General features: G+C 32.2%; 29 protein-coding genes and 1 pseudogene. 24 read left to right on the top strand and 6 right to left on the bottom strand.

Going from position 1 to position 24,471, the window contains the following annotated elements:
* Positions 1-316: 316 nt before the first annotated feature.
* The 6 genes from thrS to PMI10_RS18390 all read left to right on the top strand — a co-directional run bounded on the left by thrS (position 317) and on the right by PMI10_RS18390 (position 4,915).
* Positions 317-2,263, top strand: a complete 1,947-nt coding sequence (gene thrS / locus PMI10_RS18415; protein ID WP_007810724.1) for a threonine--tRNA ligase — start codon at positions 317-319, stop codon at positions 2,261-2,263.
* Between the two features lie 22 nt (positions 2,264-2,285).
* Positions 2,286-2,837: a translation initiation factor IF-3 gene (infC, locus tag PMI10_RS18410; RefSeq protein WP_081491471.1), complete on the top strand. Its 552-nt coding sequence runs from the start codon at positions 2,286-2,288 to the stop codon at positions 2,835-2,837.
* Positions 2,838-2,935: 98 nt separating this feature from the next.
* Entirely contained in the window at positions 2,936-3,133 is a 198-nt protein-coding gene (rpmI, locus tag PMI10_RS18405) for a 50S ribosomal protein L35 (protein WP_007810722.1), read from the top strand.
* Positions 3,134-3,314: 181 nt separating this feature from the next.
* A complete protein-coding gene (gene rplT / locus PMI10_RS18400; RefSeq protein WP_007810721.1) occupies positions 3,315-3,659 on the top strand; it encodes a 50S ribosomal protein L20 in 345 nt (114 codons plus the stop codon).
* A gap of 143 nt (positions 3,660-3,802) precedes the next feature.
* Positions 3,803-4,381: a Crp/Fnr family transcriptional regulator gene (locus PMI10_RS18395; RefSeq protein ID WP_007810720.1), complete on the top strand. Its 579-nt coding sequence runs from the start codon at positions 3,803-3,805 to the stop codon at positions 4,379-4,381.
* Positions 4,382-4,480: 99 nt separating this feature from the next.
* Positions 4,481-4,915: a carboxymuconolactone decarboxylase family protein gene (locus tag PMI10_RS18390; RefSeq protein ID WP_007810718.1), complete on the top strand. Its 435-nt coding sequence runs from the start codon at positions 4,481-4,483 to the stop codon at positions 4,913-4,915.
* 69 nt (positions 4,916-4,984) lie between these two features.
* On the opposite strand, the gene PMI10_RS21770 is transcribed toward PMI10_RS18390, so the two are convergent.
* Positions 4,985-5,929 (bottom strand): hypothetical protein, encoded by a 945-nt coding sequence (locus PMI10_RS21770; protein ID WP_157489897.1) that lies wholly within the window; start codon positions 5,927-5,929, stop codon positions 4,985-4,987.
* A gap of 342 nt (positions 5,930-6,271) precedes the next feature.
* Here PMI10_RS21770 and PMI10_RS18380 point away from each other — a divergent pair, with 342 nt between their 5' ends.
* The 13 genes from PMI10_RS18380 (at position 6,272) to PMI10_RS18325 (ending at position 15,144) form a co-directional block, all read left to right on the top strand.
* Positions 6,272-6,469, top strand: a complete 198-nt coding sequence (locus PMI10_RS18380; protein ID WP_007810716.1) for a hypothetical protein — start codon at positions 6,272-6,274, stop codon at positions 6,467-6,469.
* 55 nt (positions 6,470-6,524) lie between these two features.
* Positions 6,525-8,225 (top strand): tetratricopeptide repeat-containing sensor histidine kinase, encoded by a 1,701-nt coding sequence (locus PMI10_RS18375; protein WP_007810715.1) that lies wholly within the window; start codon positions 6,525-6,527, stop codon positions 8,223-8,225.
* Between the two features lie 6 nt (positions 8,226-8,231).
* Entirely contained in the window at positions 8,232-8,900 is a 669-nt protein-coding gene (locus PMI10_RS18370) for a response regulator (RefSeq protein ID WP_007810714.1), read from the top strand.
* A gap of 151 nt (positions 8,901-9,051) precedes the next feature.
* Positions 9,052-9,210 carry a hypothetical protein gene (locus tag PMI10_RS22130; protein ID WP_007810713.1) on the top strand — a complete coding sequence of 53 codons (159 nt, stop codon included), beginning with the start codon at positions 9,052-9,054 and terminating at the stop codon, positions 9,208-9,210.
* Positions 9,211-9,302: 92 nt separating this feature from the next.
* On the top strand, positions 9,303-9,533 hold the full coding sequence (locus PMI10_RS22425) for a DUF4236 domain-containing protein (protein ID WP_007810712.1): 231 nt from the start codon (positions 9,303-9,305) through the stop codon (positions 9,531-9,533).
* Positions 9,534-9,535: 2 nt separating this feature from the next.
* Positions 9,536-9,784, top strand: a complete 249-nt coding sequence (locus PMI10_RS18360; RefSeq protein WP_007810711.1) for an excalibur calcium-binding domain-containing protein — start codon at positions 9,536-9,538, stop codon at positions 9,782-9,784.
* A 14-nt stretch (positions 9,785-9,798) separates the two neighbouring features.
* Entirely contained in the window at positions 9,799-10,194 is a 396-nt protein-coding gene (locus tag PMI10_RS18355; RefSeq protein WP_007810710.1) for a hypothetical protein, read from the top strand.
* Positions 10,195-10,197: 3 nt separating this feature from the next.
* Entirely contained in the window at positions 10,198-11,460 is a 1,263-nt protein-coding gene (locus PMI10_RS18350) for an ABC transporter permease (RefSeq protein WP_007810708.1), read from the top strand.
* A 4-nt stretch (positions 11,461-11,464) separates the two neighbouring features.
* Positions 11,465-12,361 carry a hypothetical protein gene (locus tag PMI10_RS18345; RefSeq protein WP_007810707.1) on the top strand — a complete coding sequence of 299 codons (897 nt, stop codon included), beginning with the start codon at positions 11,465-11,467 and terminating at the stop codon, positions 12,359-12,361.
* Between the two features lie 169 nt (positions 12,362-12,530).
* Entirely contained in the window at positions 12,531-13,586 is a 1,056-nt protein-coding gene (locus PMI10_RS18340; protein WP_007810706.1) for a type I restriction endonuclease, read from the top strand.
* 76 nt (positions 13,587-13,662) lie between these two features.
* Positions 13,663-14,064: a hypothetical protein gene (locus PMI10_RS18335; protein ID WP_007810705.1), complete on the top strand. Its 402-nt coding sequence runs from the start codon at positions 13,663-13,665 to the stop codon at positions 14,062-14,064.
* 20 nt (positions 14,065-14,084) lie between these two features.
* The gene (locus PMI10_RS18330; RefSeq protein WP_007810704.1) at positions 14,085-14,294 is read left to right on the top strand and encodes a hypothetical protein; all 210 of its coding nucleotides are present in this window, start codon (positions 14,085-14,087) and stop codon (positions 14,292-14,294) included.
* Positions 14,295-14,337: 43 nt separating this feature from the next.
* A complete protein-coding gene (locus PMI10_RS18325; RefSeq protein ID WP_007810703.1) occupies positions 14,338-15,144 on the top strand; it encodes an endonuclease/exonuclease/phosphatase family protein in 807 nt (268 codons plus the stop codon).
* 1 nt (position 15,145) lies between these two features.
* On the opposite strand, the gene PMI10_RS18320 is transcribed toward PMI10_RS18325, so the two are convergent.
* From PMI10_RS18320 to PMI10_RS18300, 5 genes are all read right to left on the bottom strand, one after another.
* Positions 15,146-16,405: a hypothetical protein gene (locus tag PMI10_RS18320; protein WP_007810702.1), complete on the bottom strand. Its 1,260-nt coding sequence runs from the start codon at positions 16,403-16,405 to the stop codon at positions 15,146-15,148.
* A gap of 356 nt (positions 16,406-16,761) precedes the next feature.
* Positions 16,762-17,430 (bottom strand): response regulator transcription factor, encoded by a 669-nt coding sequence (locus tag PMI10_RS18315; RefSeq protein ID WP_007810698.1) that lies wholly within the window; start codon positions 17,428-17,430, stop codon positions 16,762-16,764.
* Between the two features lie 103 nt (positions 17,431-17,533).
* Entirely contained in the window at positions 17,534-18,325 is a 792-nt protein-coding gene (locus PMI10_RS18310) for a sensor histidine kinase (RefSeq protein WP_007810696.1), read from the bottom strand.
* A gap of 212 nt (positions 18,326-18,537) precedes the next feature.
* On the bottom strand, positions 18,538-19,032 hold the full coding sequence (locus PMI10_RS18305) for a hypothetical protein (RefSeq protein WP_007810695.1): 495 nt from the start codon (positions 19,030-19,032) through the stop codon (positions 18,538-18,540).
* Between the two features lie 168 nt (positions 19,033-19,200).
* Positions 19,201-19,572, bottom strand: a complete 372-nt coding sequence (locus PMI10_RS18300; RefSeq protein WP_007810694.1) for a hypothetical protein — start codon at positions 19,570-19,572, stop codon at positions 19,201-19,203.
* 230 nt (positions 19,573-19,802) lie between these two features.
* On the opposite strand from PMI10_RS18300, the gene PMI10_RS18295 reads away from it, so the two are divergent.
* From PMI10_RS18295 to PMI10_RS18275, 5 genes and pseudogenes are all read left to right on the top strand, one after another.
* Positions 19,803-20,360, top strand: coding sequence for a phage tail protein (locus PMI10_RS18295; RefSeq protein WP_007810693.1), 558 nt, complete (start codon positions 19,803-19,805; stop codon positions 20,358-20,360).
* 24 nt (positions 20,361-20,384) lie between these two features.
* The gene (locus PMI10_RS18290) at positions 20,385-20,942 is read left to right on the top strand and encodes a phage tail protein (protein WP_007810692.1); all 558 of its coding nucleotides are present in this window, start codon (positions 20,385-20,387) and stop codon (positions 20,940-20,942) included.
* A gap of 60 nt (positions 20,943-21,002) precedes the next feature.
* Complete coding sequence (locus tag PMI10_RS18285; protein WP_007810691.1) at positions 21,003-22,154, top strand: ABC transporter substrate-binding protein; 1,152 nt, start codon at positions 21,003-21,005, stop codon at positions 22,152-22,154.
* Positions 22,155-22,156: 2 nt separating this feature from the next.
* Positions 22,157-23,083: a methionyl-tRNA formyltransferase gene (locus PMI10_RS18280; protein WP_157489893.1), complete on the top strand. Its 927-nt coding sequence runs from the start codon at positions 22,157-22,159 to the stop codon at positions 23,081-23,083.
* 33 nt (positions 23,084-23,116) lie between these two features.
* Positions 23,117-24,471: pseudogene (locus tag PMI10_RS18275) on the top strand (SprB repeat-containing protein); the annotation flags it as partial.

Genomic DNA, 24,471 nt, shown 5'->3' with positions numbered 1-24,471 from the left:
CTTCTCTTGAAAACTACCGCCATAGCCCCGATGGGAGGGAAAATCCTTTTGTGGTGGGGTTCTCCACAAAAGATTGGAAGGGACAGCGGGAAACAGCTCCTTATTAAAATAATAATTTCACTCTGAAGAATCCTTATACCAAAATATCTAAACACCCCCTACCTATATAGAAAAAATCTCTACTTATATATATGTATAAAAAGAACCAATATTAAAAAATAATTTCCCTTCTACATATTATATAGTATAAACATGTATATATGTATTGTATGTATTTTTGTAATGCGTTATATTTGCACTCACAAAATTATAAATAATGATTAAGATTACTTTACCCGATGGGTCAATTAGGGAGTTTGCTTCAGGCGTAACTCCGATGGAGGTTGCTAAAAGCATTAGTGAAGGATTTGCAAGAAACGTGATTTCTGCATCTTTTAATGGTACAACAATAGAAACCGAAACTCCATTGACGACCGACGGTAGTCTTATTTTATATACCTGGAATGATGCGGAAGGCAAAAAAGCTTTCTGGCATTCGACTTCGCACGTAATGGCACAAGCCTTAGAAGAATTGTATCCTGGAATTAAATTAACTCTAGGACCTGCAATTGCTAACGGATTCTATTACGATGTTGATTTTGAAGATCAGAAAATCGTAGAAGCTGACTTTAAAAAAATCGAAGATCGTGTTCTTGAGATTTCAAGAGAAAAGCATGAATTTAAAATGCGTCCGGTTAGTAAAGCTGATGCATTAGAGATGTATAAAGACAACGTTTACAAAACTGAATTGATTTCGAATCTTGAAGACGGAACTATTACTTTTTGTGATCATTCGACTTTTACTGATTTATGTCGCGGTGGACATATTCCGAATACCGGAATTATCAAAGCCTTTAAAATCATGAGTGTTGCCGGTGCTTATTGGAGAGGTGACGAAAAGAACAAACAGCTAACCCGTGTTTATGGAACATCTTTCCCTAAACAAAAAGATTTAACTGAGTATCTTGAACTTCTTGAGGAAGCCAAACGTCGTGACCACCGTAAATTAGGTAAGGAACTTGAATTGTTTGCTTTCTCTCAGAAAGTTGGACAAGGTTTACCTTTATGGTTACCAAAAGGTGCTGCTCTTAGAGATCGTTTGGAGCAATTTTTAAAGAAAGCCCAAAAGAAAGCCGGATACGAACAAGTCGTTACACCACATATTGGTCAGAAAGAATTGTATGTAACTTCTGGTCACTATGCTAAATATGGTGCTGATAGTTTTCAACCTATAAATACTCCTGCTGAAGGCGAAGAGTTTTTATTGAAACCAATGAACTGCCCTCATCACTGTGAGATTTACAATGTACGCCCTTGGTCGTATAAAGATTTACCAAAGCGTTATGCTGAATTTGGTACTGTATATAGATATGAGCAATCTGGAGAATTACATGGTTTAACTCGTGTTCGTGGTTTTACCCAGGATGATGCCCATATTTTCTGTACTCCGGAACAATTAGATGAAGAATTTAAAAAAGTAATTGACTTAGTATTATATGTATTTGGTTCATTAGGTTTTGAAAACTTTACTGCCCAAATTTCGTTAAGAGATCAGGAAAACAGAGAAAAATATATTGGTTCTGATGAAAATTGGGAGAAGGCTGAAAATGCAATTATCAATGCTGCTGCTGACAAAGGACTAAATACTGTTGTAGAATATGGCGAAGCTGCTTTTTACGGTCCGAAGCTTGACTTTATGGTTAAAGATGCTTTAGGAAGACAATGGCAATTAGGGACAATTCAGGTAGATTATAACCTTCCTGAACGTTTTGAATTGACCTATAAAGGTGCTGATAATGAATTACATCGCCCTGTTATGATTCACAGAGCTCCTTTTGGATCTATGGAGCGTTTCATTGCAATTTTACTGGAACATACCGCAGGAAATTTCCCACTTTGGTTAATGCCGGAACAGGCTATAATCTTGTCTTTGAGCGAGAAATACGAAATATATGCTAAAAAAGTTTTAGATTTGCTAGAAAATCACGAAATTCGCGCCCTAATTGACAACAGAAACGAGACAATTGGTAAGAAAATTAGAGATGCTGAAATGCAGAAAATACCATTCATGCTGATTGTTGGTGAGGAAGAAGAGAAAAACGGAACTATTTCTATTCGTCGTCACGGTCAAGAAGGAAAAGGGAATATTACAGTTACAATAGAAGAATTTGTCAGAATTGTTAACGAAGAAATAAAAAAGACATTAAAAGTTTTTACAGTTTAACTTAAATTATAAAGTCATAGCAATAAGAAGCAACAGAGGTTATCAACCTCGAGTAGAAAAAAAAGATGCACATAGAATAAACAACCTTATTCGTGGTGTACAAGAAGTGAGATTAGTAGGTGAAAACATCGAACCTGGTGTATTTAAGCTTGCTGAAGCTTTACGTTTAGCAGATCAATTCGAATTAGATTTGGTTGAAATTTCGCCAAATGCTGAGCCGCCGGTTTGTAAAATCATGGATTACAAGAAATTTGTTTACGAACAAAAGAAACGTGACAAGGTTTTAAAAGCTAAGTCTACGCAAGTTGTAGTAAAAGAAATTAGATTCGGTCCTCAGACAGATGAGCATGATTATGAATTTAAAAGAAAAAATGCTGAAAAGTTCCTTAAAGAAGGTGCGAAATTAAAAGCATTCGTTTTCTTTAAAGGACGTTCTATCATCTATAAAGATCAGGGACAGATTTTATTACTACGTTTGGCAACAGATTTAGAAGAGCATGGTAAAGTGGAAGCGATGCCTGTTTTGGAAGGAAAGAGAATGATTATGTTCATTGCTCCGAAGAAGAAGAAATAGTCTCAGTTTACAGTTTCAGTGTTCAGTAATTGACTCTGAAACTGTAAACTTGAAACAAAAATATAAGTAAGTAAGAATAAATTAAAACACTAGGAAAAATGCCTAAAATGAAAACAAAATCTAGCGCCAAGAAACGTTTCAAAGTTACTGGTTCTGGAAAGATTAAAAGAAAGCATGCTTTTAAAAGTCACATCTTGACTAAAAAATCTAAAAAACGTAAATTAGCTTTGACTCACTCAGCGCTAGTTCACTCTACAGATATGAAAAGCATTAAACAACAATTAAGAATTATCTAATATAAGTCGAAAGTGAAAAGTCATAAAGTTTAAAGCCACCAGCTGACTTTTAACATTGGACTTTAAAACATTTGACTAGAGAATTCTTTAGGTTAAAAAATTATTTATATAACCTTGGAGTATGGCTTTTAAGTTCCTTTGATTTAATTCAGGACGCCTGCTACAAAAACACATTAAAATTATGCCAAGATCGGTAAATTCAGTTGCTAAAAGAGCAAGAAGAAAAAAAATAATGAAGCAAGCCAAAGGTTTCTTTGGCAGACGTAAAAACGTTTGGACAGTTGCTAAGAATGCAGTAGAGAAAGCGATGTGCTACGCTTACCGCGATAGAAAACAAAACAAAAGAAATTTCCGTGCATTATGGATTCAACGTATCAACGCTGGAGCCAGATTGGAAGGAATGTCTTATTCTCAATTCATGGGGAAAGTTAAAGCTAACGGAATCGAATTGAACCGTAAAGTTCTTGCAGATTTGGCTATGAACCATCCTGAAGCTTTCAAAGCAATACTTAATAAAGTAAAATAAACGTTTTATCAACTCAATTTAGATTACTTACTTATCATAGAAAACCCAGTCAAACGACTGGGTTTTTGCTTTTCAATAATTAATTTCAATCTATAGAAATTGATTTATAAGTACATTTGTACTAAACCAATCTGTAAAACCAAATGTATTCAGTACTTTTAGAACATATTCAAAAATTCATAACCTTAGAGCCTTCTGAGATTGATATTTTAGAATCCAGTTTGGATATTACCAAAATCAAAAAGAAACAACATGTTTTACAAGAAGGCCAGGTTTGTACCACGATGTATTTTATTACCAAGGGCTGTTTCAGGCAATATATTATAAATGATAAAGGAACAGAACAAACACTTCAATTTGGAATTGAGAGTTGGTGGATTACTGATTATTTAAGTTATCACAATCATACTCCATCAAACTTTTACATTCAGGCCGTGGAAAACTCTGAAGTCATTGCAATTGAACAACCAGTTCTTGAGTCATTATTAATTCAGATTCCAAAACTAGAACGCTATTTCAAAATCGTGTCACAAAAAACATTTGGTGCAGCACAAATGCGTATCAAAATTTTATTTACGATGTCAGCAGAAGAAAGATATCACCATTTTAGTAATCTTAATCCAGATTTCGTTCAGCGAGTTCCTCAATACATGCTTGCCTCCTACCTTGATTTTTCGGCTGAGTTTATAAGTAAAATAAGAGCGGGACTCGAACGAAAGTGAACAGGCGAAGCAAAGGTGTAACTCTATTTCTTGAAGTAGTTCAAGATTTTTAAAGTATAATTCTTTGACCTTTGTTTCAATATTATTAAAACAAATAAAATGAAACCAAGAATCGTTATCCCGACAGTTGCTCCCGAAGCTTACCAAGCCCTTATGAATTTAGAAAGTTATATTTCTAAAACGTCATTGACTCCAACCCATAAAGAGTTAATTAAAATTCGTGCTTCTCAAATAAATGGTTGTGCTTTCTGTATTAATATGCATACCGCTGACGCCAGAAAAAATGGTGAAACCGAACAACGCATTTACCTTACCAGCGTATGGCGTGAGGCTGATGTTTATACCGAAGAAGAAAAAGCAATTTTGGCTTTGACTGAAGAAGTAACTTTGATCAGTAATCATGTTTCTGAAGAAGTATATCAAAATGCAGCTCGCCTGTTTGATGAAAAGTATTTAGCAGAAATTATCCTTGCTATTATTACCATTAACTCATGGAACAGATTTGCAATAACTACGGGCTTAAGGGTTTCATAATTAAATTAGAGGCTTCAGATGTAACATTAAACTACATCTGAAGTTTAATATTATTACAAGTATTTGAATTCATTTTTTCTTTTTTAAAATATGTTTTGAAATCATATACTGCGTAATTGGTTTTAATGTTATTCCTGTTTCAGGATGCAATCCCGGAGCAGTAAAACAATCATAATTCCCATCAGCCGATTTACCATACCAGACACAGGGCTTTCCTAATTTAAAGAAACTTGTAGTATCACAAACTTTAATTTTTTTAAAATTAGAAATTATATTCTCTTCCTTTTTGGTTACTATTGGAGTCATTAAAGACATTTTATTTGAAACGATATCACAGGATACCGCTTCATAATGATCCTTTTTCCAAACCATACAATCTCCTTCATTTTTAAAATTCCACATTATAAATCCTCCAATCAGGGCAAATATACCCACTAATAAAACAATGTGCTTTTTATTAGTAATCTTTGGAGCAGTACCAATAAAGCCTTTTGGTATTTTATTCTCTTTATCGACCTTATCTTTTATTTCTTCACTCCTCTCATCTTGATTACTATTGCTTTTCTCAGTCTCTGTACAATTTATCTTCTCTCGATTTAGTATTTCATCATTTTCATGATCCTCTTCATTTTCAAAAAGTGGCATCTCTGTTTCTCCTTTCATAAATTTTGAAAATGGTCTTGGTTTTTGATCAACTAAAATTGCAGCTATTTCAATTCTCTTTCTATCGTCAGTACTATTTGTACCTCTCAAAATTGATATGATAGATTTAAATCTATCTACATTACAATTTTCTATCGCCATTTTCAATTTTGAATTTTCTTTAGCTTCAAAAAATGAAACAAATATATTTTCATCATTTTTGGTCAACCCCTTAGCAAAAATATCTACACATAAATTCCTCAATTTAGCCGGAGATGGATCTATTAAATCAAGAATTAAACCTTCTTCTTGTATAATTTCAAATCTATTTTTAATTACCAGTTTATAATCTTTAATAGTAAAGTTCTTCATAAGCATATCGGAATTATTGGATTTTTCGGAATCACATCGGAATCACATCGGAATTACATCAGAAATACCGGAAATATCGGAATTACATTAAAACATCCAAACATAACTGCCATTTCTTTGTCTCAGAATTAGTTACCGGTTTAATCTGCAGGTTAAAACAAATGTACAAAACTAGTTCAATTAAAAGTGCGGAAAACCGTAAGACGGAGTTTATCCGGGAAGTATAAATAACTTCTTACTGTTCTACGCACTTCACTTCCCAACCTCTATAGGTATTGTTTTATCAAGATCTGGACAGAATCCGGACAGCAATGCCTATATCAATTTTTAATTCATAAGATCATGAAAAAATTATTCTTATTGGGAACATTTGCACTATTAAGTACAACTATATTTTCTTGCACTGCAGACGAATATGAAACAACTGACAAGAAAACGGAGATTAAAAAATATAACAATCTTAAAGACACTATACAAGCAAGTGGTGAAGACGAAGGTCCTGGAGATGAACCTATTCCTGTTAATCCTCCAAAAAAATAATGAATTAAGGTAGATTGTCTACAATTAATTACTATTTTCGGGGAAAGTAACTCTTATGCTACGTTCCCCGTTTTTTAGTTTACTTATTTTCATCGTTTTTCTTTGCTGCAAAGAGAAAACAACAATATCGATTAAACCGAATTTCATTAAAAAAGAAGCTAAATTTTTACAGGGAAAAGCACTGAACAATCTTCAAAATAAAAACTTCAATAGTGCTTTTTATTATTTTAATAAATCAAAAATATTATTTGAATCTTTAAAAGACAGCTCCAATATTGCTTATAGCCTAATTCAGATGGCCTCTATTCAGCAAATAAACGGAGATTATTACGGAAGTAAGGAAACCTTAACAGAGGCTTTGCCCTTTGTGAAAAATGATTATAATTATAGTGCAGCTATTAATAATTACTTTGGAATTGCAGATAAAGAACTTTCGATATATGATGATGCCGTTTATTATTACAAGGAAGCAATAAGAAATGTTTCGGGCTCAGTCATAAAACAAGCTCCTCTAAACAATATTGCTGTCGTTTACATCAAACAAAAGAAATATGACAAGGCGATAACTCTTTTAGAATCAATTTTAGATAATAAAATATTAGACGACCCTTTATTTATAAAAAACAAAGCCAGACGTATTGATAATCTGGGTTTCGCTTATTTTAAAAAAGGAATAAAGAGTAAAGGGCTTCAATTAATGAATGATGGTCTGAAACTCAGAAAACAAGCCGATGATTCATACGGAAGTATTGAAAGTTATCTTCATTTATCTGAGTATTTTTCTGAAACTAATCGCAAAAAATCAAATCAATATGCGCAAAATGCTTATCAGGTCGCGACTAAATTTAATAGTATTGACGAACGCCTGAAAGCACTAAGTTTTTTAATTTCTAATGATTCTGATACTAAATATGCTCAAAAGTATATTGTCTTAAATGACAGCATTATCAAAATCAGAAACAACTTTAAAAATAAGTTTGCCAAGATTAAATACGATTCCAAAAAAGAAAAGGACGAAAACCAAAAACTTCGTTTAGAAAAAGCTGAAAATTTAGTAGCACTTAAAGATGCCGAAAACCAAAAAATCATATTTGTTGCCGCTTTCATTGTTCTTTTATTCTTGATTGCCTATTTTAAAAAACATTCTGATAACCGAAATAGAATCGAAAAAATAAAAATAGCCTACGACACCGAAACCAGAATTGCAAAAGATATTCATGATGAACTGGCAAACGATGTTTTTAACATCATCACTTATACTCAAACACAACCGTTAGAAAGTGAAAATAAAAAAGAAACCTTAATTCAGAAACTGGATCATATTTATTCACGCGTACGCGGAATTTCGAGAGAGAATAATGATATTGATACCGGAACAAATTATTCGGCTAATTTAAAAGAAACACTTTCGACTTATAACAGTGATACCAGAAATGTCATTATTAACAGTATTGAAAAAATCAATTGGGATGATCTTGATAAAATAAAGAAGATTACTATTTACCGTATTTTACAAGAATTAATGGTAAATATGAAAAAACACAGTGAAGCTTCAGTAGTGGTCATAAAATTTGATAACAGCCAAAAAAAAATATTTATAGACTATACAGATAACGGAAAAGGGTGTGATCAAAATGAAATTATAAAAAATGGGTTGCAAAATATGGAAAACCGTATTTTGGCTACAAAAGGAACCATTACTTTTGAAACTGAACCTGATAGAGGTTTTAAAGTAAAAATATCCATGCCTAAATAATTTTATATGTTTAAAAAAGTATTAATAGCCGAAGACCTTGATGCCATCAATTTAGGAATTGAACAAGTCCTGAAAGATTTAAATATTATCGATTTTCAACATTCAAAATATTGTGACGAAGCGTTTCTAAAAATACGAAGGGCCATTCAGGACAATGAACCTTACGATTTATTAATCAGCGATCTTTCATTTAAAACTGATCATCGTGAAGTGAAAATTGCCAACGGAGACGAGCTAATTCAAAAGGTACGGGAATTACAGCCTGATATTAAAATCATTGCCTATTCTGTCGAAGATAAAAGTTACCGAATTAAATCCCTTTTTGACAATGCCGGAATTGACGGCTTTGTACTAAAAGGTTTAAACAGTATCGAAGAAATAAAGAAAGCGATTCATATTATTTCGGCTTCAGATCAAAAATTTATTTCGCAGGAAGTTACTTCTGCTTTGCAGGAAAAAAATAATTACGAAATAGACGATTTAGATATTCAAATCCTAAAACATTTATCATTAGGAACTCCACAAGATGATATTACGAAAACTTTTAAAGAATTAGGTATAAAACCCAACAGTAAAAGTACAATCGAAAAAAGAATTTCTAAACTTAAAGACTTTTTTAAGGCTAATAACACTACTCATTTGGTTTCTATAACGAAGGATATGGGCATCATCTAAATTTCATTATAGTTTTATTATAAATTTTCCAAGCTCCTTCGGGGGCTTTTTTTATGCTTACAATTTAAATTTCAGGGATTATGGTTTTCCGTAAAATACTGGTTTCAAATAGGTTTAAGTTTGAATTATTAAATCAATTAAAATTAAAATTATGAAAAAATTAGTCGTTTTGTTTAGTCTATTCTTCTTGGTTCTAGGAGGTAACATTGAAGCTCAAAGTGGTCATTACAAAAGTGGGAAAGGTAGTTCTCATAAAGGAGGAAAGTATAAAAATTCAAGTACCAATAATCACTATAAAAAAAGAAAGTAATATTCCTGGCTTCGATTGACATGGAAAAAAGGAAGCGTCAAAAGAAGTTTCTGAATAATTAGAAAACTTTAATTAACTAAACCTAAAAAAATATGGCCTTTCGATTTCAAAAAAGAATTAAACTTGGAGGCGGACTCGGTTTAAACATTAGCAAATCCGGTATTTCTCCAAGTTTAAAAACAAAGATGGGAACATTTAACAAAAATGGGTGTTCTGTAAAAACAGGAATATCAGGCGTACGATATCAAAATAGCGGATGCATGGTCTTATTTGCATTTACAGGAATAATAACCTTTTTAATTTATACAATAAAACATTTATAATTATGGAAAAACGAATAAAATACACGGGAATTTTTATCGCTATACTCTTATTACGATTAGCAATTTCCTGTTCAGAATCATCAGATTCTTCAGAAGTACCAAATAATACTTCGAGCTCAAATTGTCCAACCAAAACCTGCGGTGACTTTTCATCTCAGAGTGCCGCGCAATCTGCTTACGACAGTAATAAAAGCTGTTATAAAAATTTAGATTCTGATGGTGACGGAACCGCCTGTGAAACTTTAAAATAAAAATACCTTAAACTATGATAACACTAGAACTAAAAAGTCATTTTTTGAGATTATATCAAATGGCATTATCCGATGATCAATTTGATGTGTTAGAACTTCAAATGTTATATCATTTTGCAGATGAACGTGGAGTTCCTAAAGAAGAGCTTGATAAACTTTTTCTAAATCCGATTAGTACTGACCTGATTATTCCTGAAGAACTAAATACCCGAATAGAATATTTATATGATTTTACGCGGATCATTTGGGCAGACGGAAAAATTACCGATGATGAATTGAATATGCTTAAAAAGTATTGCAGGAAATTTAATTTTTTGGACGAAAATATTAATGACCTTTCAAGTTATCTTATTGATTGTGTTCAGAAAAACATTCAAAAAGAAGAAATTATTAGTCAATTAAACTCTTAAATTATGAAATCACTTACACAATTATTTAGTTTAAAAAAAACAGAGGATTCCGGTACTTTTAATGAAAATGAAGAAGACAGGGAACAAATAAGAATAACCTATTATCAGAGTGGCTTTGCGGCATCTATAAAAGCAACCGGCAAACCGATTGTTCTTAAAGCGTGTCTTCAAAACTTATATATGAGTTTTGAAGATCAATGCCGAAAACAGAAGTTGGAACAAGATAAATTAAAGCAGCCTTATCGCGAAGAGCAGGAGAAAAACAGAACTGAACTTAAAAAGTGCGAAGCAGCAATAGGCATTTATGAAAAAAAAGAACAAGATATTAATGATAGTGTCGATCAGATTAAAAATGAAATAATCGAAGTAAAACGCAATCCTGATAAGTACGGAATTGAAGATGGTAAAGGTTTAAAAGCACAGTTTTATATTGGTTTGTTTTTGCTTCTTCCAATAACGCTTTATGTATTAGTCTTTTATATTTCAGCATCATATTCGGCATTTTTTAAGGAGTTTGCAAATGATAGTTTAACGGCTGCCATTTTTGATGCCAACGCATTAACAAATTCATTTAAAGCAAGTTGGCTTGAAGGTGTTTTGGTGGTTACAATTCCGTTTGTATTTATGGGATTAGGTTACGTAATTCATATGGTTCAAAAGGGAAAAGGCCTGAAAAACGTTTTCAGAATGATTGCTTTGTTTCTTACAACCTTTTTATTTGATGCTCTATTGGCTTATCAAATCGAAAAAAAGATATATGAATTTAATAAAACAACAGATTCTTCTCCTTATAATTTAAATATTGCTTTGGGCGAGGCAGAATTCTGGATGATCATATTTGCCGGATTTGTGGTCTACATCATTTGGGGACTTGTTTTTGATTTTGTGATGAAAGAGTTCGAAAACATTGATAAAATCAGGGCTTTTATAAGAGGAAAAAAAGAAAACCTTATTGATTTGGAAAAGTTAAAAACAGATTATATCAATAAGACAAATGATTTCAAACAGCAAATAATTACCATAACCGGAAAAATTTCAGAGCTTCAGTCAAAAATAGATGGATTTGTTTTTCCTGTAAAAGAATATCTGCATTATCATCATCAGTATAAAGAAGGATGGTTTCAGGCAATAAATACTGAGATTGCATTAGCTCATAAAGAAAAAACTGAACTATTAGAAAACTGCGAACTTCATTCTGAAGAACATCTGAGCAAATTAAACTTAGTTGATCCGGACTTTCAGCATTTGGTATATTCTAAAAACTAATTCTATGAAAAACATTCTGAAAACATTTGCATTATTATTATTTGTTTCTGCATTTTCATGCAAACAAGATTCTGATAAAGAAGAAAAGGAAGTTTTACCTAAAAATCCTATAGTCGAGAATTATAATATAAGCATACTTCTGGATTTATCGGACAGAATTAGTCTTGAAAAAAATCCTAATCCGACTATGGAATATTATCAGAGAGATTTAGGCTATATAAAATCTGTTTCTGAGGCTTTTACACAGCATTTAAAATCTAAAAGAATAAGACAGATTAATGATAAAATGCAATTATTTTTTAATCCAGAACCTAAAGATCCGGAGATTAATTCTATTTCTAAAAAGTTAAGAATTGCTATCGATAAAAATAATGCTTCAAAGGATTTACTGAATTCAATAAACTCAAATTATGCTTTACAGACATCAAAAATATATGGTTCAGCAATAAAAGACAACAATTTTATCGGTTCGGATATATGGGGCTTTTTTGATACTAAAGTAAAAGATCAATGTATTGAAAACGGTGATCGGAATATACTAGTCATACTAACAGATGGTTATATGTTTTATGATGGGACAGTAATGACAGAAGGAAACAGAACGACTTATATTACTCCAAAACTTATCCAAAAAAACAGCTTAAATACTAAAGACTGGGAGAAAAAATTACAAGATCAGGATTTTGGTTTTATCAAAGCTGGTGAAGATTTATCAAATTTGGAAGTCCTTGTTTTGGGAATTAATCCCAGCCATAATAATCCATATGAAGAAAAAGTTATAAAAGCATATTGGACAAAATGGTTTACTGATATGAAAATAAAACACTTCGAGATTAAAAATGCCGATTTACCATCTAACATGGAAAAGATCATCAAGGATTTTATAATAGGAAACCACTAATTTTTTAGACTATATTGAACCAAAACTACTTACAAGAGGATTTTATTAATCCTCTTTTTTTATAAGTGTTCAAAAAAACATCAAATATTTTTTGATTTACGGTTTTCCATAAACTCCTGATTTTTATTGGTTTTACATTTGAATAAATAAATTATAAAAATCTACATCTATGGAAATTAACATTCAGCTAAAAGCTTTGGCAGATAAAATAATGCTGCTAAAAGATAAAATTGAAACAGAAGAATCTACCAAACATGCTTTTGTTTTGCCATTTATAAACATACTTGGATACGATACCTTTAATCCAACAGAAGTTGTTCCGGAATTTACTGCTGATTTAGGCCTAAAAAAAGGTGAAAAAGTAGATTACGCCATTTTTCAGGATGGTTCACCTATACTTATTATTGAATGTAAGAGCTGGAAAGAAAAGCTTACCATTCATAATTCACAATTATTCAGATATTTTCATGTTACCAAAACACGATTTGCACTTTTAACCAACGGAATTACTTATCAGTTTTTTACCGATTTGGATGAGAAAAACAAAATGGACGAAAAACCTTTTTTAGAATTTGATATCACAAATTTAAAAGATAATGTAATCAGCGAAATAGTCAAATTTCACAAATCAAATTTCGACGTAAATAAGATCGTTAACAATGCAAGTCTACTTAAATACACAACAGAAATCAAAAAACAAATTGACAACGAATTACAAAACCCATCAAATGAATTTGTAAAATTATTTGCCAACAAAGTATATCCCGGAAGATTAACAGAAAAAGTGGTTGATGAATTTAAGGAACTTGTTCAAAAGGGGTTTAATCAATTTATTAGCGAAAAAATCAATGATCGCCTAAATGCAGCAATTAATAAAGAAACTCAAAAACAAAAAGAAGAAGCTGAAGAAGTGATTATAATTGATGAAAATAAAATTTTCACCAGTGAAGAAGAAATGGAAGGTTACAGAATTGTTATTGCAATATTGAGAAGAAAAATTCCAACAAAAAGAATTGTCTCACGCGACACCCAATCCTATTTTGGCGTTTTACTGGATGATAATAACCGTAAACCTATTTGCCGATTGCATCTTAACGGAGGTAAAAAATATATTGGCCTTTTTAATGACAACAAGAATGAAATTCGTCAGGCAATACAAACTGTTGATGATATTTATTTGTTTGAAAAAGAATTATTGGAAACCCTGGACGCTTATGAAGCTTAAATTCAGGTATAAATACGCATATATTAAGTAATATTCAATCGATACATTTATACACTAATTAACACTTAAAAAATATATGATTAGAAAATTACTTATTGTATCCCTATTGGCGATAATTAGTTGTAAAAAAATTCCTCCACAGCAAAAAATAAACAGTTTCTACAAAGAAGTTGTCACTGCTGATGACAGAAAAATTATTACTCCTGAAGAAGCAAAAACCTATCACGTAGACAAAACTTTTCAATACGAATACAGAACTGGAAACTCTGGTGATTATGAATATAATTATGATGTAAAAGGAATAAGTGCCAAAGGCGATTCCGTTTTTGGAAATATTAATGTTCAGGGAAAATGCGGTGCCGGAATATTAAATTCAGATAATGTTCCTGATACTGAAATTAATACCGAATGGGTATGTCATGGAAAATTAAAAGCAATTGATAAAAATGGTAACAAATATGATTTGATAGTCAATTAATAGTATAAACAGTAAAAAACATGAGGCTCATTATAACAATTTTATTTATTACCCTTTCATCTTTTAATATAAAAGAAACGAAAGTTTATATTTGTGGTATAAGAGGAGCTAAAAAATATCATTTAAATGAATCTTGTCGTGGTTTTGGTGCGTGTAAACATCAAATAACAGAAGTTAGCCTAAAGGAAGCACAAGGATATGGTTTAACCCTTTGTGGTTGGGAAGACTAATAATTACAGGATAATCTTTATATTTGAATTTTAATCCTATTAAATGAAAGTTAGCCTCAGTTCACTCTTTTTTTTCCTATTTACAACACTCCTTTTCTCCCAAACCAAGATCCTTTCCTGGAATATTGAAAACTTCGGAAAATCTAAATCTGAAACTCAGCTAAATTTTATTGCCAATACAATTAAAGATTATGACATCATAACCATACAGGAAGTTGTAGCTGGTTATGGCGGAGCACAATCAGTTGCAAAACTTGTAGAAATGTTAAATCAAAAAGGTTCAAAATGGGATTATCAAATCAGCAATCCAACTTCCAGCAGTGCATATAAAACTGAGCGATATGCTTTTATCTGGAAAACCAACAAGGCAAAACTAAAAGGAAATACCTGGCTCGAAAAAAAATACAATTTAGAAATTGATCGGGAGCCTTATTTCGTGACTTTCGAAATCGACAAAAAAAGCATTACATTAGTGACTTTTCATGCCATTACCAAAAGTAAACAGCCCGAAACAGAAATCAAATATTTCAAATTTCTACCAGCAGAATATCCCAATCTAAATTTAATTTTCATAGGAGATTTTAACTGCCCGCAATCTCACACAGTTTTTAATCCACTGAAAAAAATGGGCTATACTTCTATTTTACAAAATCAAAAAACATCTTTAAAACAAAAATGCCAAACAAATAATTGCCTGGCATCTGAATTTGATAATATGTTTTATAAAATAAATTCTATTAACTATATAAATTCCGGAATACTTCCATTTTATAAAAAATTCAATTCCTTAAAAGAAGCCCGAAAAATTTCCGATCATATTCCGATATGGATTGAATTCTCAATGAAATAAATTATGTTTTTAATTTTTTCTTTTTTGCTGCAGGGAACAACACATTATTCAAAATCAATCTATAACCCGGAGAATTAGGATGCAAATCTAAAACTGTTGGCGGGTCACCTACCTGATGCTGGAAATCCTCAGGATCATGGCCTCCAAAAAAAGTAAACATTCCTTTCCCTTTTTCACCATGAATATAACGTGCTTCACCATTTACTTCACAAGTCCCCAAAATTAAAATATTAGATTTAATTAATGCACTGTCAAAAGAAGTAGTCTGCCCCATAAATCCTTTTACTAACTGGGTATGATTCTGACATAACATACTTGGAATCGGATCCCATTTTGCTGAAAATTCCATTAATGAGAAATAATCTTTTTCAGGAGGAACCCTTCGTTTTGTAGTCATATCAATATCTGAAAACTCATATTGTTCCGGTCTTCTTTCAAGTGTAAAATCTTTAAAAGCAAATGAATTTCCATAAACCAATTTTGATTGATAATTTGATTCACTTGCGTCACCATCAAACATAGCTTCACAAATATCAACACCATCGGCTGCCAAAGCAATATCAAAACTATCAGTGGCAGAACACATAGCAAACATAAAACCTCCGCCAATAACAAAATCTCTTATTTTTTTTGCGACGGCTCCTTTTTCCTGCGAAACTTTAGCATATCCTAACTTTGCAGCCAAAGCCTCCGCATCCTTTTTTTGTTCAATATACCAAGGTGTATTTTTATAAGCTGCATAAAATTTCCCATATTGTCCGGTAAAATCCTCATGATGCAAATGCAGCCAATCATAAAGTAATAACTGATCGCTTAAAACCTCTTCATCATAAATTGGTGTAAAAGGAATTTCGGCATATGTCAAAACAAGTGTAACGGCATCATCCCAAGGTTGCTTGCCTTTTGGAGTATAAACAGCGATTTTAGGTGCTTTTTCAAGAACAACAGATTCCATATTTTGTGAAGGACTTGAAATTTCATCCAAAATTGATACTTCTTCGCTGTCAGAAAGTATTTCAAAACTAACACCTCGAATCTGGCATTCTTTTTTAATTTCATCTGCATACGGCAATAAAAAAGAACCTCCGCGATAATTCAGCAACCAACTTGCCTTATAATCTTTACTTAAACACCAATAAGTAATTCCATAAGCTTTAAGATGATTTTGCTGTGTATTTTCGTCCATCGGAAGGAGAATAAAAGAAGCCTTTGCCGATAATGAAATTAAGAACAATACTATATATATTAAACATCGCTTCATTTTATAAACTTTTTACAGTAAAGATATAAAGGAAGCGGTAAAAAACCATATCAAACTGATTCATTTTATTTACAGTAAAAAGATTCACTGAAAGACAAAATCCGTTTTAACAATTATTTTAAAAACGTAAAACAAAAACAGGTATAAATACTTACAAAGTAGAAAAAAATTCTCATTAAATTTGATAATCAAAATAAACACAATTATATACACTTGAAAATTAAACGCATGAAAGTTAATCAAACTAATGGCCAGCCAAAACAATTAAATATATTTCAAAAAATAGGTCTTTGCATATTAGCAATTACTGTTATTTCATACTATATTTTATCGATTCAGTTTTTAACGAGTTAAAATCACGAAGTTAAAACCGCAATTTCATTTTGAATAGCATATACTACTAAGCCAGCGATATTTCTTGATTCGGTTTTGAGTAATAAGTTATTCCTGTGTCCTTCAACGGTTCTGGGACTCAAAAAAAGTTTTTCGGCAATTTCAGCTGTTGTTTTTTGGTTACAAATAAGCTGGAGAATTTCAATTTCGCGTGGTGATAAAAAGCTTGTTTCTAAATTAATTTTAGAATTTTTAGTTGTTATTATAGTATCCTTTATAGTTTTTAAAATATTTTCATTATAATAAAATCCTTTACAGGCAACTTCATTAATTGTATTGATTAAATCTTTTGGAGTAGTATTTTTTATTAAATAGGCAACTGCACCAACCTGAATCATATTTATTACAAATGCTTTTGTATCATAACTGGTCAAGGCAATGATCTTAATTTCAGGAAAGAATTTTCGAATAATTTTAGTGGCCTCAACACCGTTTAAAATAGGCATTTTCAGATCCATGATAACAATATCCGGTTTAGTTTCATTACTGTTCAAATGTGAAATAAGTTCTTCGCCATTTGATGCTTCAAAAAGGACTTCAATATTTTTTTCTTTTTGAAGCAAAAAAGAAATTCCTTTACGAAATAAGACTTCGTCATCAACTAAAACTATTTTGATAGCAAGATCATTCATTTTCTTTTGTTTAAAGAATTTTGAAATTACAAAATTAATATCGTAAATAATAATAAAAACAATATTATTTATAGCTTAATTAATCATAAAACAAACAAAACTGTTAAAAAGTAAAAATAACATCAAATCCATTGCCGGTTTCTGAGTTCATATTAATCGTACCATTCAAAAAAGATATTCGACTATCAATATTTTTCATCCCAAGGCCTTTCTGATTTTCAGCATTTTTACTGTCAAAACCTATCCCATTATCCTTAAAAAAGCAAGTTTTAACTCCATTGACATTATCAAAAACAACAGAAATTTCAGTTGCTTTTCCATGTCGCAAAGAATTATTCATCAACTCTTGCAAAATTCTAAAAACGTGTAAATGTTTATCCTTATCTTTTTCGTCAAATTCAATTTTATTCTGATAAACAACTTTTACAGATTTACTACTTTCAAATTCTTCACATAATTCCTCAACTCCAGCATGAAGTCCAAATTTTTCAAGTACGGGAGGTAATAAATTGTGGGCTATTTTTCTTGAATTTTCTAATGCTTTTGCAGTAAGATTAATAATATTAGCAGTAATTTCTTTGGTGTCTGCCATTGTTAAGTCAGCAGAAGTAAGTAAGTAGCTATTTAATGAGATTACATTTAGTTTTGAACTAATATCATCGTGCAAATCCTGAGCTATTCGTTTGCGTTCCTCTTCCTGAGTGATAAGAACTGCACATAATTGCTCTTTTTGATGTGCCAGTATTAAATCTCTTTTTTCTAATTCTTTTTGAATAATTTTTTTTCTTGAGAAGTAAAAGAATAAAATTAACCCAACTGCCATAATCATAAAAAAAAGTGACAAATACAAAATAATCGCCACCAGTTCTTTTTCGGGAATTGAATTTACTTTCATATAAACTTGTGGTATTTCATTTATTATTGAATGTCAATCTTAAAATCAAAGATATTGTATTTAATTTTATCAGAGATATATCTTCAAAATAATTTATAACAAAAATCTCTATCAAATATTAAATTTTGATAGAGATTTTTAGCTTAAATCAACTATTTATTGAGTAATTGAAAAAAGAATAGGCTGAGTACTATTAAATCTTATAAAATTTCTTAAACATGAAGAACAGATTTTTTATAAAAACTTACTTTCCACTCATAAAGATAAAATAATTGTAACACTATAAACAAAAATGCATTTAATTGCCAGGAAAGATATTTAAACTCATCACTCAAATCGTTAGTCAAATTGCCTACTAAAAACAAAACTGTACTGGATAACATATAAATTATAACACCAATAGTTATATAATAATATACTTTTTCAGTAGTAAGTTGATTATACAAATGCATAACTGCATAAGAAACTAATAATAGAGAAGTAAGGATAATTTCAAATAAGTTAAACTCAAAAAATAAATTATAATTATAAATGCTTTCAATAATGATTAAAAGCAATCCTGATAATAAACTCCATAATAGATATCTTTTTTGATTTTTAACAATAAAAAGCGATTTGAAAAATAACCCTAAAAGAATAAATTGCCCAATAAAAAACACGTTTACTAACAATAAATTAGTGATTTTTAATCGGTAAAGCATTTCCATTGAAAATTGCATTACAAAGGAAAATATTAAGTAACAAACAAAAAAAACATTAGCTTTTCCCTTTCGGAAAAAGCTAATATTGTAAAGAATTAGGTTAAAAAATAAAAATGCATAACCTAAGTATATCAAAAAATTATCAATCATCATTTACATTGGACTAATTGAATATCAATACGGAGGACTAGGACGGGTACCATCATAAACAACTTCCTCTGCATCTTCTGTGTCTGCAGTTGCAGCTGCAGTTTTTTGCAGAGCTGATGATTGTCCATAAACGTCTATGTACTTACCTGTTTTTTTATCCAGTTTTGCCCCAACAAAAAGCAAAGTCTTTTCATCTTGATCATTAATACCAATATAAGCGCGTACAGCTTCAGTATCGAGTTCCAAAACTTTTTCTAAACTTTCTCTTGGTATTAAAAAAGCGATTGCTTTTTTCTTGCTCTCTGCAAGTGTAGTATCATCATGATACTTTTTTTCCCATTCTTTAGCCTTTGCTAATGAAATTTGGATAGGACCCGGAAAGGTTTCTTCATTCATAATTTAATTTGTTTTTTGGTTAAAAGCTCCTGTAATTGTTTAGCTAAACTAATGAATTATTTTAAAATTTTAACATTTATTGAATAAAAAAAACTTACAAATAATTCTACATATTTATTTGAATATTAAACACTTATTAAAACACATTGCAAAAACAGGTATAAATACGCATAGACAGATTTTTATTATACTTTATTTTTGATGGTAATCTATTAACCTAAAAAACATTTATGTCAACAGAACCATTTATCGGAGAAATTAAAATTTTCGGATTTAATTTTCCGCCCAGAGGCTATATGGCCTGTAGTGGGCAACTATTGTCGATTGCACAGAATACAGCACTTTTTTCCTTATTAGGAACTACTTACGGGGGAAATGGAGTGCAGACTTTTGCCCTTCCTAATTTACAGGGACGTATGCCTATAGGACAAGGACAAGGAGTTGGACTGCCTTCGTATGTAATGGGCCAGCTCTCAGGCACAACTAATGTCAGTATATTGACATCAAATATGCCTTCGCATGTCCATACTTTAAACGCTGCTATTGTTAAAATAAAAGCTTCTTCAGCAAATGCAGATGAAATTTCCCCTGATGGTAATTTTCCTGCTGCTACTACAGCTGCAACATATTCAGGCAGCGGAGCAACTCCTAATGTTTTTACTGGTGGAACTACCGTTACGGGCACAACAGATATAGCCGGAGGAGGCCTTCCTATATCAATTTTGAATCCTTACTTAGTCATCAATTATTCTATAGCTACTCAAGGAATTTTTCCAAGTAGAAATTAAATAAACTTTTAAAAACAATAAATTATGTCTACAGAACCATTTATTGGAGAAATAAAAATATTAGGGTTTTATTTTGCTCCCAGAGGATATGCAACATGCCAAGGACAAATCATGAGTATTGCTCAAAACACAGCTTTATTCTCCCTTTTAGGGACTACTTACGGAGGAAATGGACAAACCACATTTGCATTGCCTGATTTACAAGGTCGTGTACCAATAGGACAAGGACAAGGTCCGGGGCTACCAAACTATACTATGGGAGAAATGAGTGGTACACCTACTACTACTATATTACTATCAAACTTACCGCAACACGTACATACCCTTAATAACGTCATTGTAAAACAAAAAGCTTCAACATCTAATGCAGATGAAATTTCACCTGATGGTAACTACCCTGCTGCTACTACAGCTGCAACTTATTCAGGCAGCGGAGCAACACCTAACGTTTTTATGGGCGGTACAGTAATTAGTGGCTCTACGGATCCAACTGGCACAGGTTTTCCTATCGATATAATGAATCCTTATCTGACCATTAATTATTCTATTGCAACGGAAGGAATATTTCCAAGTAGAAACTAATAAATTATTAAAAGGAAGCTTTCGTATTGAAAGTTTCCTTTTTTATTATTCAAAAAACATATGTATACAATAGGAATTTTATTAGCAAGATCAACATATTATCAAACTATTGGCTTTGATTTATATGAAGGGCTTCGCTCTGGACTAAAACATCTGGGAAGAAGTGATATTAAAATAGTTACAGAAAACATAGGTTTTGGAGCTGACAAACAACAATGTTACCGTGGTGCCGAAAAACTTTTGCTGGAGGAAGATGCTTCAGTAGTAATTGCTTATATAGGACATCGCATGGCACAATTACTCAGACCTCTTTTTCTTGCAGCTAATAAAATGCTGATTGTTTTAGATGCCGGAGTTAATTTGCCTCAGGAATGGCCCAGCTGCCCTAATATTTTCTATCATTCACTTCATAATTCATTAGGTGCTTCACTTGCAGCAAAACAAGCAACGAAAGATGGTTACACCCATGCCGGAATGGTAACAGGTTATTATGATGGCGGTTATTTGCATACCTATAGTGTTACAAAAGGTTTTGAAGAAAATGGAGGAATGATTGCTTTTAATCATGCCACCGGATATAAAACAGAAGATTTTACTATTACGCCTATAAAAGAACATCTGGAAAAATTTCCAAATAGTGCTTTATTAAGCATTTTTAGTGGCGATTTTGTGCAATGGTATTTTGAAAGTATTAAAAATTCATTTGAAGGACAGAACCTTCCTGTTTATTTGCCTCCGTTTGGATTTGAAGAAATGATGTTATCTGATGCTGAATATTCAAGTAAAAATATAAAAGGAATTGCAGCATGGTCGAAGAAGATAGAGTCTGAAGAAAATAAAACATTTATTGAAACAATAACAAACGCAGGCAGAATACCAAATCTGTTTTCATTGTTAAGTTGGGAAAGTGCCAAAATTGTCATAAAAACATTAGAATTAATTGACGAGTCTAAAAATAATATCCCACAAATAGCTACTGGTTTACAATCATTTACATTCGAAGGCCCCAGAGGTAAGATTTATTTTGACTCGAAAACAAATACATCAATTGCTCCTTTATACAACGCAACTATAATTTCTACCAACGAAGGCAAATGTGAAGTTCAGATAGAAAGTATAGCTAATGACGTATTTGAACATTTTGAAAAACTAACCACTGAAGATCTGAATAATTCCACATCAGCATGGTATAACAGTTATGCCTGTATTTAATTATGGAAACACAAAAAAAAATAATGGTATTGTGTGGAGGTAAATTCGCCTTTAAAGCGCTTCAATTACTTGCGTATGAAAAATTCATATGCGCAGTTGGAATTGGCAAAGGTGCTATCACAATAATAGATGCTTTAGAAAGAGAATCTGAAGACAATAACTTCGGTTTTAAATCTTTTCCTGATAAAAAAAGCATTACAGAAATGAGAGCCTGGATTGATAATGTACAGCCCGATTATATCTTTTGTATCTCATTTCCATTTCTGCTTCCTGAAAGTGTTTTATCATACGGATCCAATAAATTCATCAATTTTCACCCAGGTCCATTACCGCAATATCGTGGAGTAATGCCAATTTTCGAAGTATTAAAAAATCAGGAAACGGAAACCGCTATTTGTGCTCATTTTATGAATTCAAAATTTGATGAAGGCAATATCATTTTTAATGATCCGATTGCTATTCAAGAAGGAGATACATATGGCAAACTAACCGTAAAATTAAGTGACCGTATGGCTCAGGTTACTTTGAATATGGCGAATATGCTGCAATTTGCCAACAACATTCCAAATCAGCCACAAGACGAGACCCTATCTTATTATTATGAAAAACCGGAATTATCGGATACTTATATTAATTGGAAACATATGACGGCAAGTGAGATAATCTCACTTATAAATGCTTGCAATCCCTGGAACACAGGAGCTGACGCTTCACTTCTGGGAGAACAAGTTAAAATAATCTCTGCAACATTATTAAACCAGCCTCATAATAATCAGAGAGGAACTATTGTGTCCATAACAGAAACGCTTAACATAGCTTGTATTGATAACCAACAGATTGCCGTTGAAATACTTAGTACAGATTCCGGCATTATGACAGTTGCCCAGTTTGCAATTTTGCATCCTGTATTGACAAATATATTTAACTAATATTTTATACAACATTTAATTTAAAACACGATTATGAAAAAAAATTTTACTTTAATTTTCACATTGTTGCTTTGCCTCTTTTATATAGGAGGAAATGCACAAACACAGTTTTGGAGCGACACCTTTGAGGATGCTGGCGCCCCAAGTTCTGGTTCAAGGACAGCATCTATAGATTTTTCTTGTGGAGGACCACCATTCACATCTTACTTCACAAGAACTTTACCAACAGGAATTGCCCTGCAAAATGGAAGTTATTCCCTTTTTCAAGGTTCTAAGATTTGGGCGGCAGAAGATATTGACAAAGGCCCTACCTGTACTAACGCATCCATATCTGCGAATCAACAAGTGACATGGAGCGGTATTAATATAGCGGGTAAAACCGGATTATCTTTTAAAGGCCTTTTAGCCGCATCTCAACTTGGTGGATGGCAAGGTCTTAATTTTGGTGCAGCAGAGGATTTTCTTATAGTAGAATATCGTATTGATGGAGGTGCATGGACAAAAGCTTTAGCATTTTACAGTAATGTTCCTGCTGCTTCCCCAGCTTCAAGTAATCAGCTTTATCTGGATACTGATGGAGATTTGATAGGAGATGGAGCCGGCTTAACTTATGCATTTACTGAATATTCGGCAAATATTACTGGAACAGGAACAACTTTAGACCTGCGTTTCAACTGTTTCGCTAATGCTAGTGCAGCTCAAGAACTTGCAGTTGACAACTTTCGCTTATTTGAAGCACCTCCTGTTGTAGCGCCAACAGTTACTACAACTGCTGCAACCGGAGTAGGTGCTGTAAAAGCCACTTTGGGAGGAAATGTCACTGCTGATGGAGGAGCAAGCGTAACTGAAAGAGGTATTGTTTGGGCTACAACGGCAAATCCTACCACTGCAAATACTAAAGTTACCAATGGAACCGGAACCGGAAGTTTTAGTGCAGTCATTTCTTCCTTACCAGCAGCAACACTTGTTCACTTTAGAGCTTATGCAATTAACTCATCAGGAACAAGTTATGGGTCAGATTTAACTTTTACTACCAATGCTGCTTTATCAGCAACTACTAGTCAATCCAATGTATTTTGCAATGGAGGCAGTAATGGTACGGCGACGGTAACAGCATCAGGAGGCGTTACATCATATAGTTATTCCTGGGCGCCTTCAGGTGGAACTTCTGCTACGGCTACAGGTCTTACTTCAGGAAGTTATACTGTAACAATAACAGATAGTGAATCAACACAAATTACAAGAAACTTTACTATTACCCAACCAACTGCAATCAGCACGGCAACAGGTTCACAAACCAATGTGTCCTGTAATGGCGGAACAAACGGTTCGGCTTCGGTTAGCCCTTCGGGTGGAACTCCGGGTTACACCTATTCATGGTCTCCTTC

It is taken from the genome of Flavobacterium sp. CF136 (assembly GCF_000282055.1).
Taxonomy (GTDB): domain Bacteria; phylum Bacteroidota; class Bacteroidia; order Flavobacteriales; family Flavobacteriaceae; genus Flavobacterium.
This window is presented reverse-complemented; position numbering and strand designations above follow the sequence as displayed.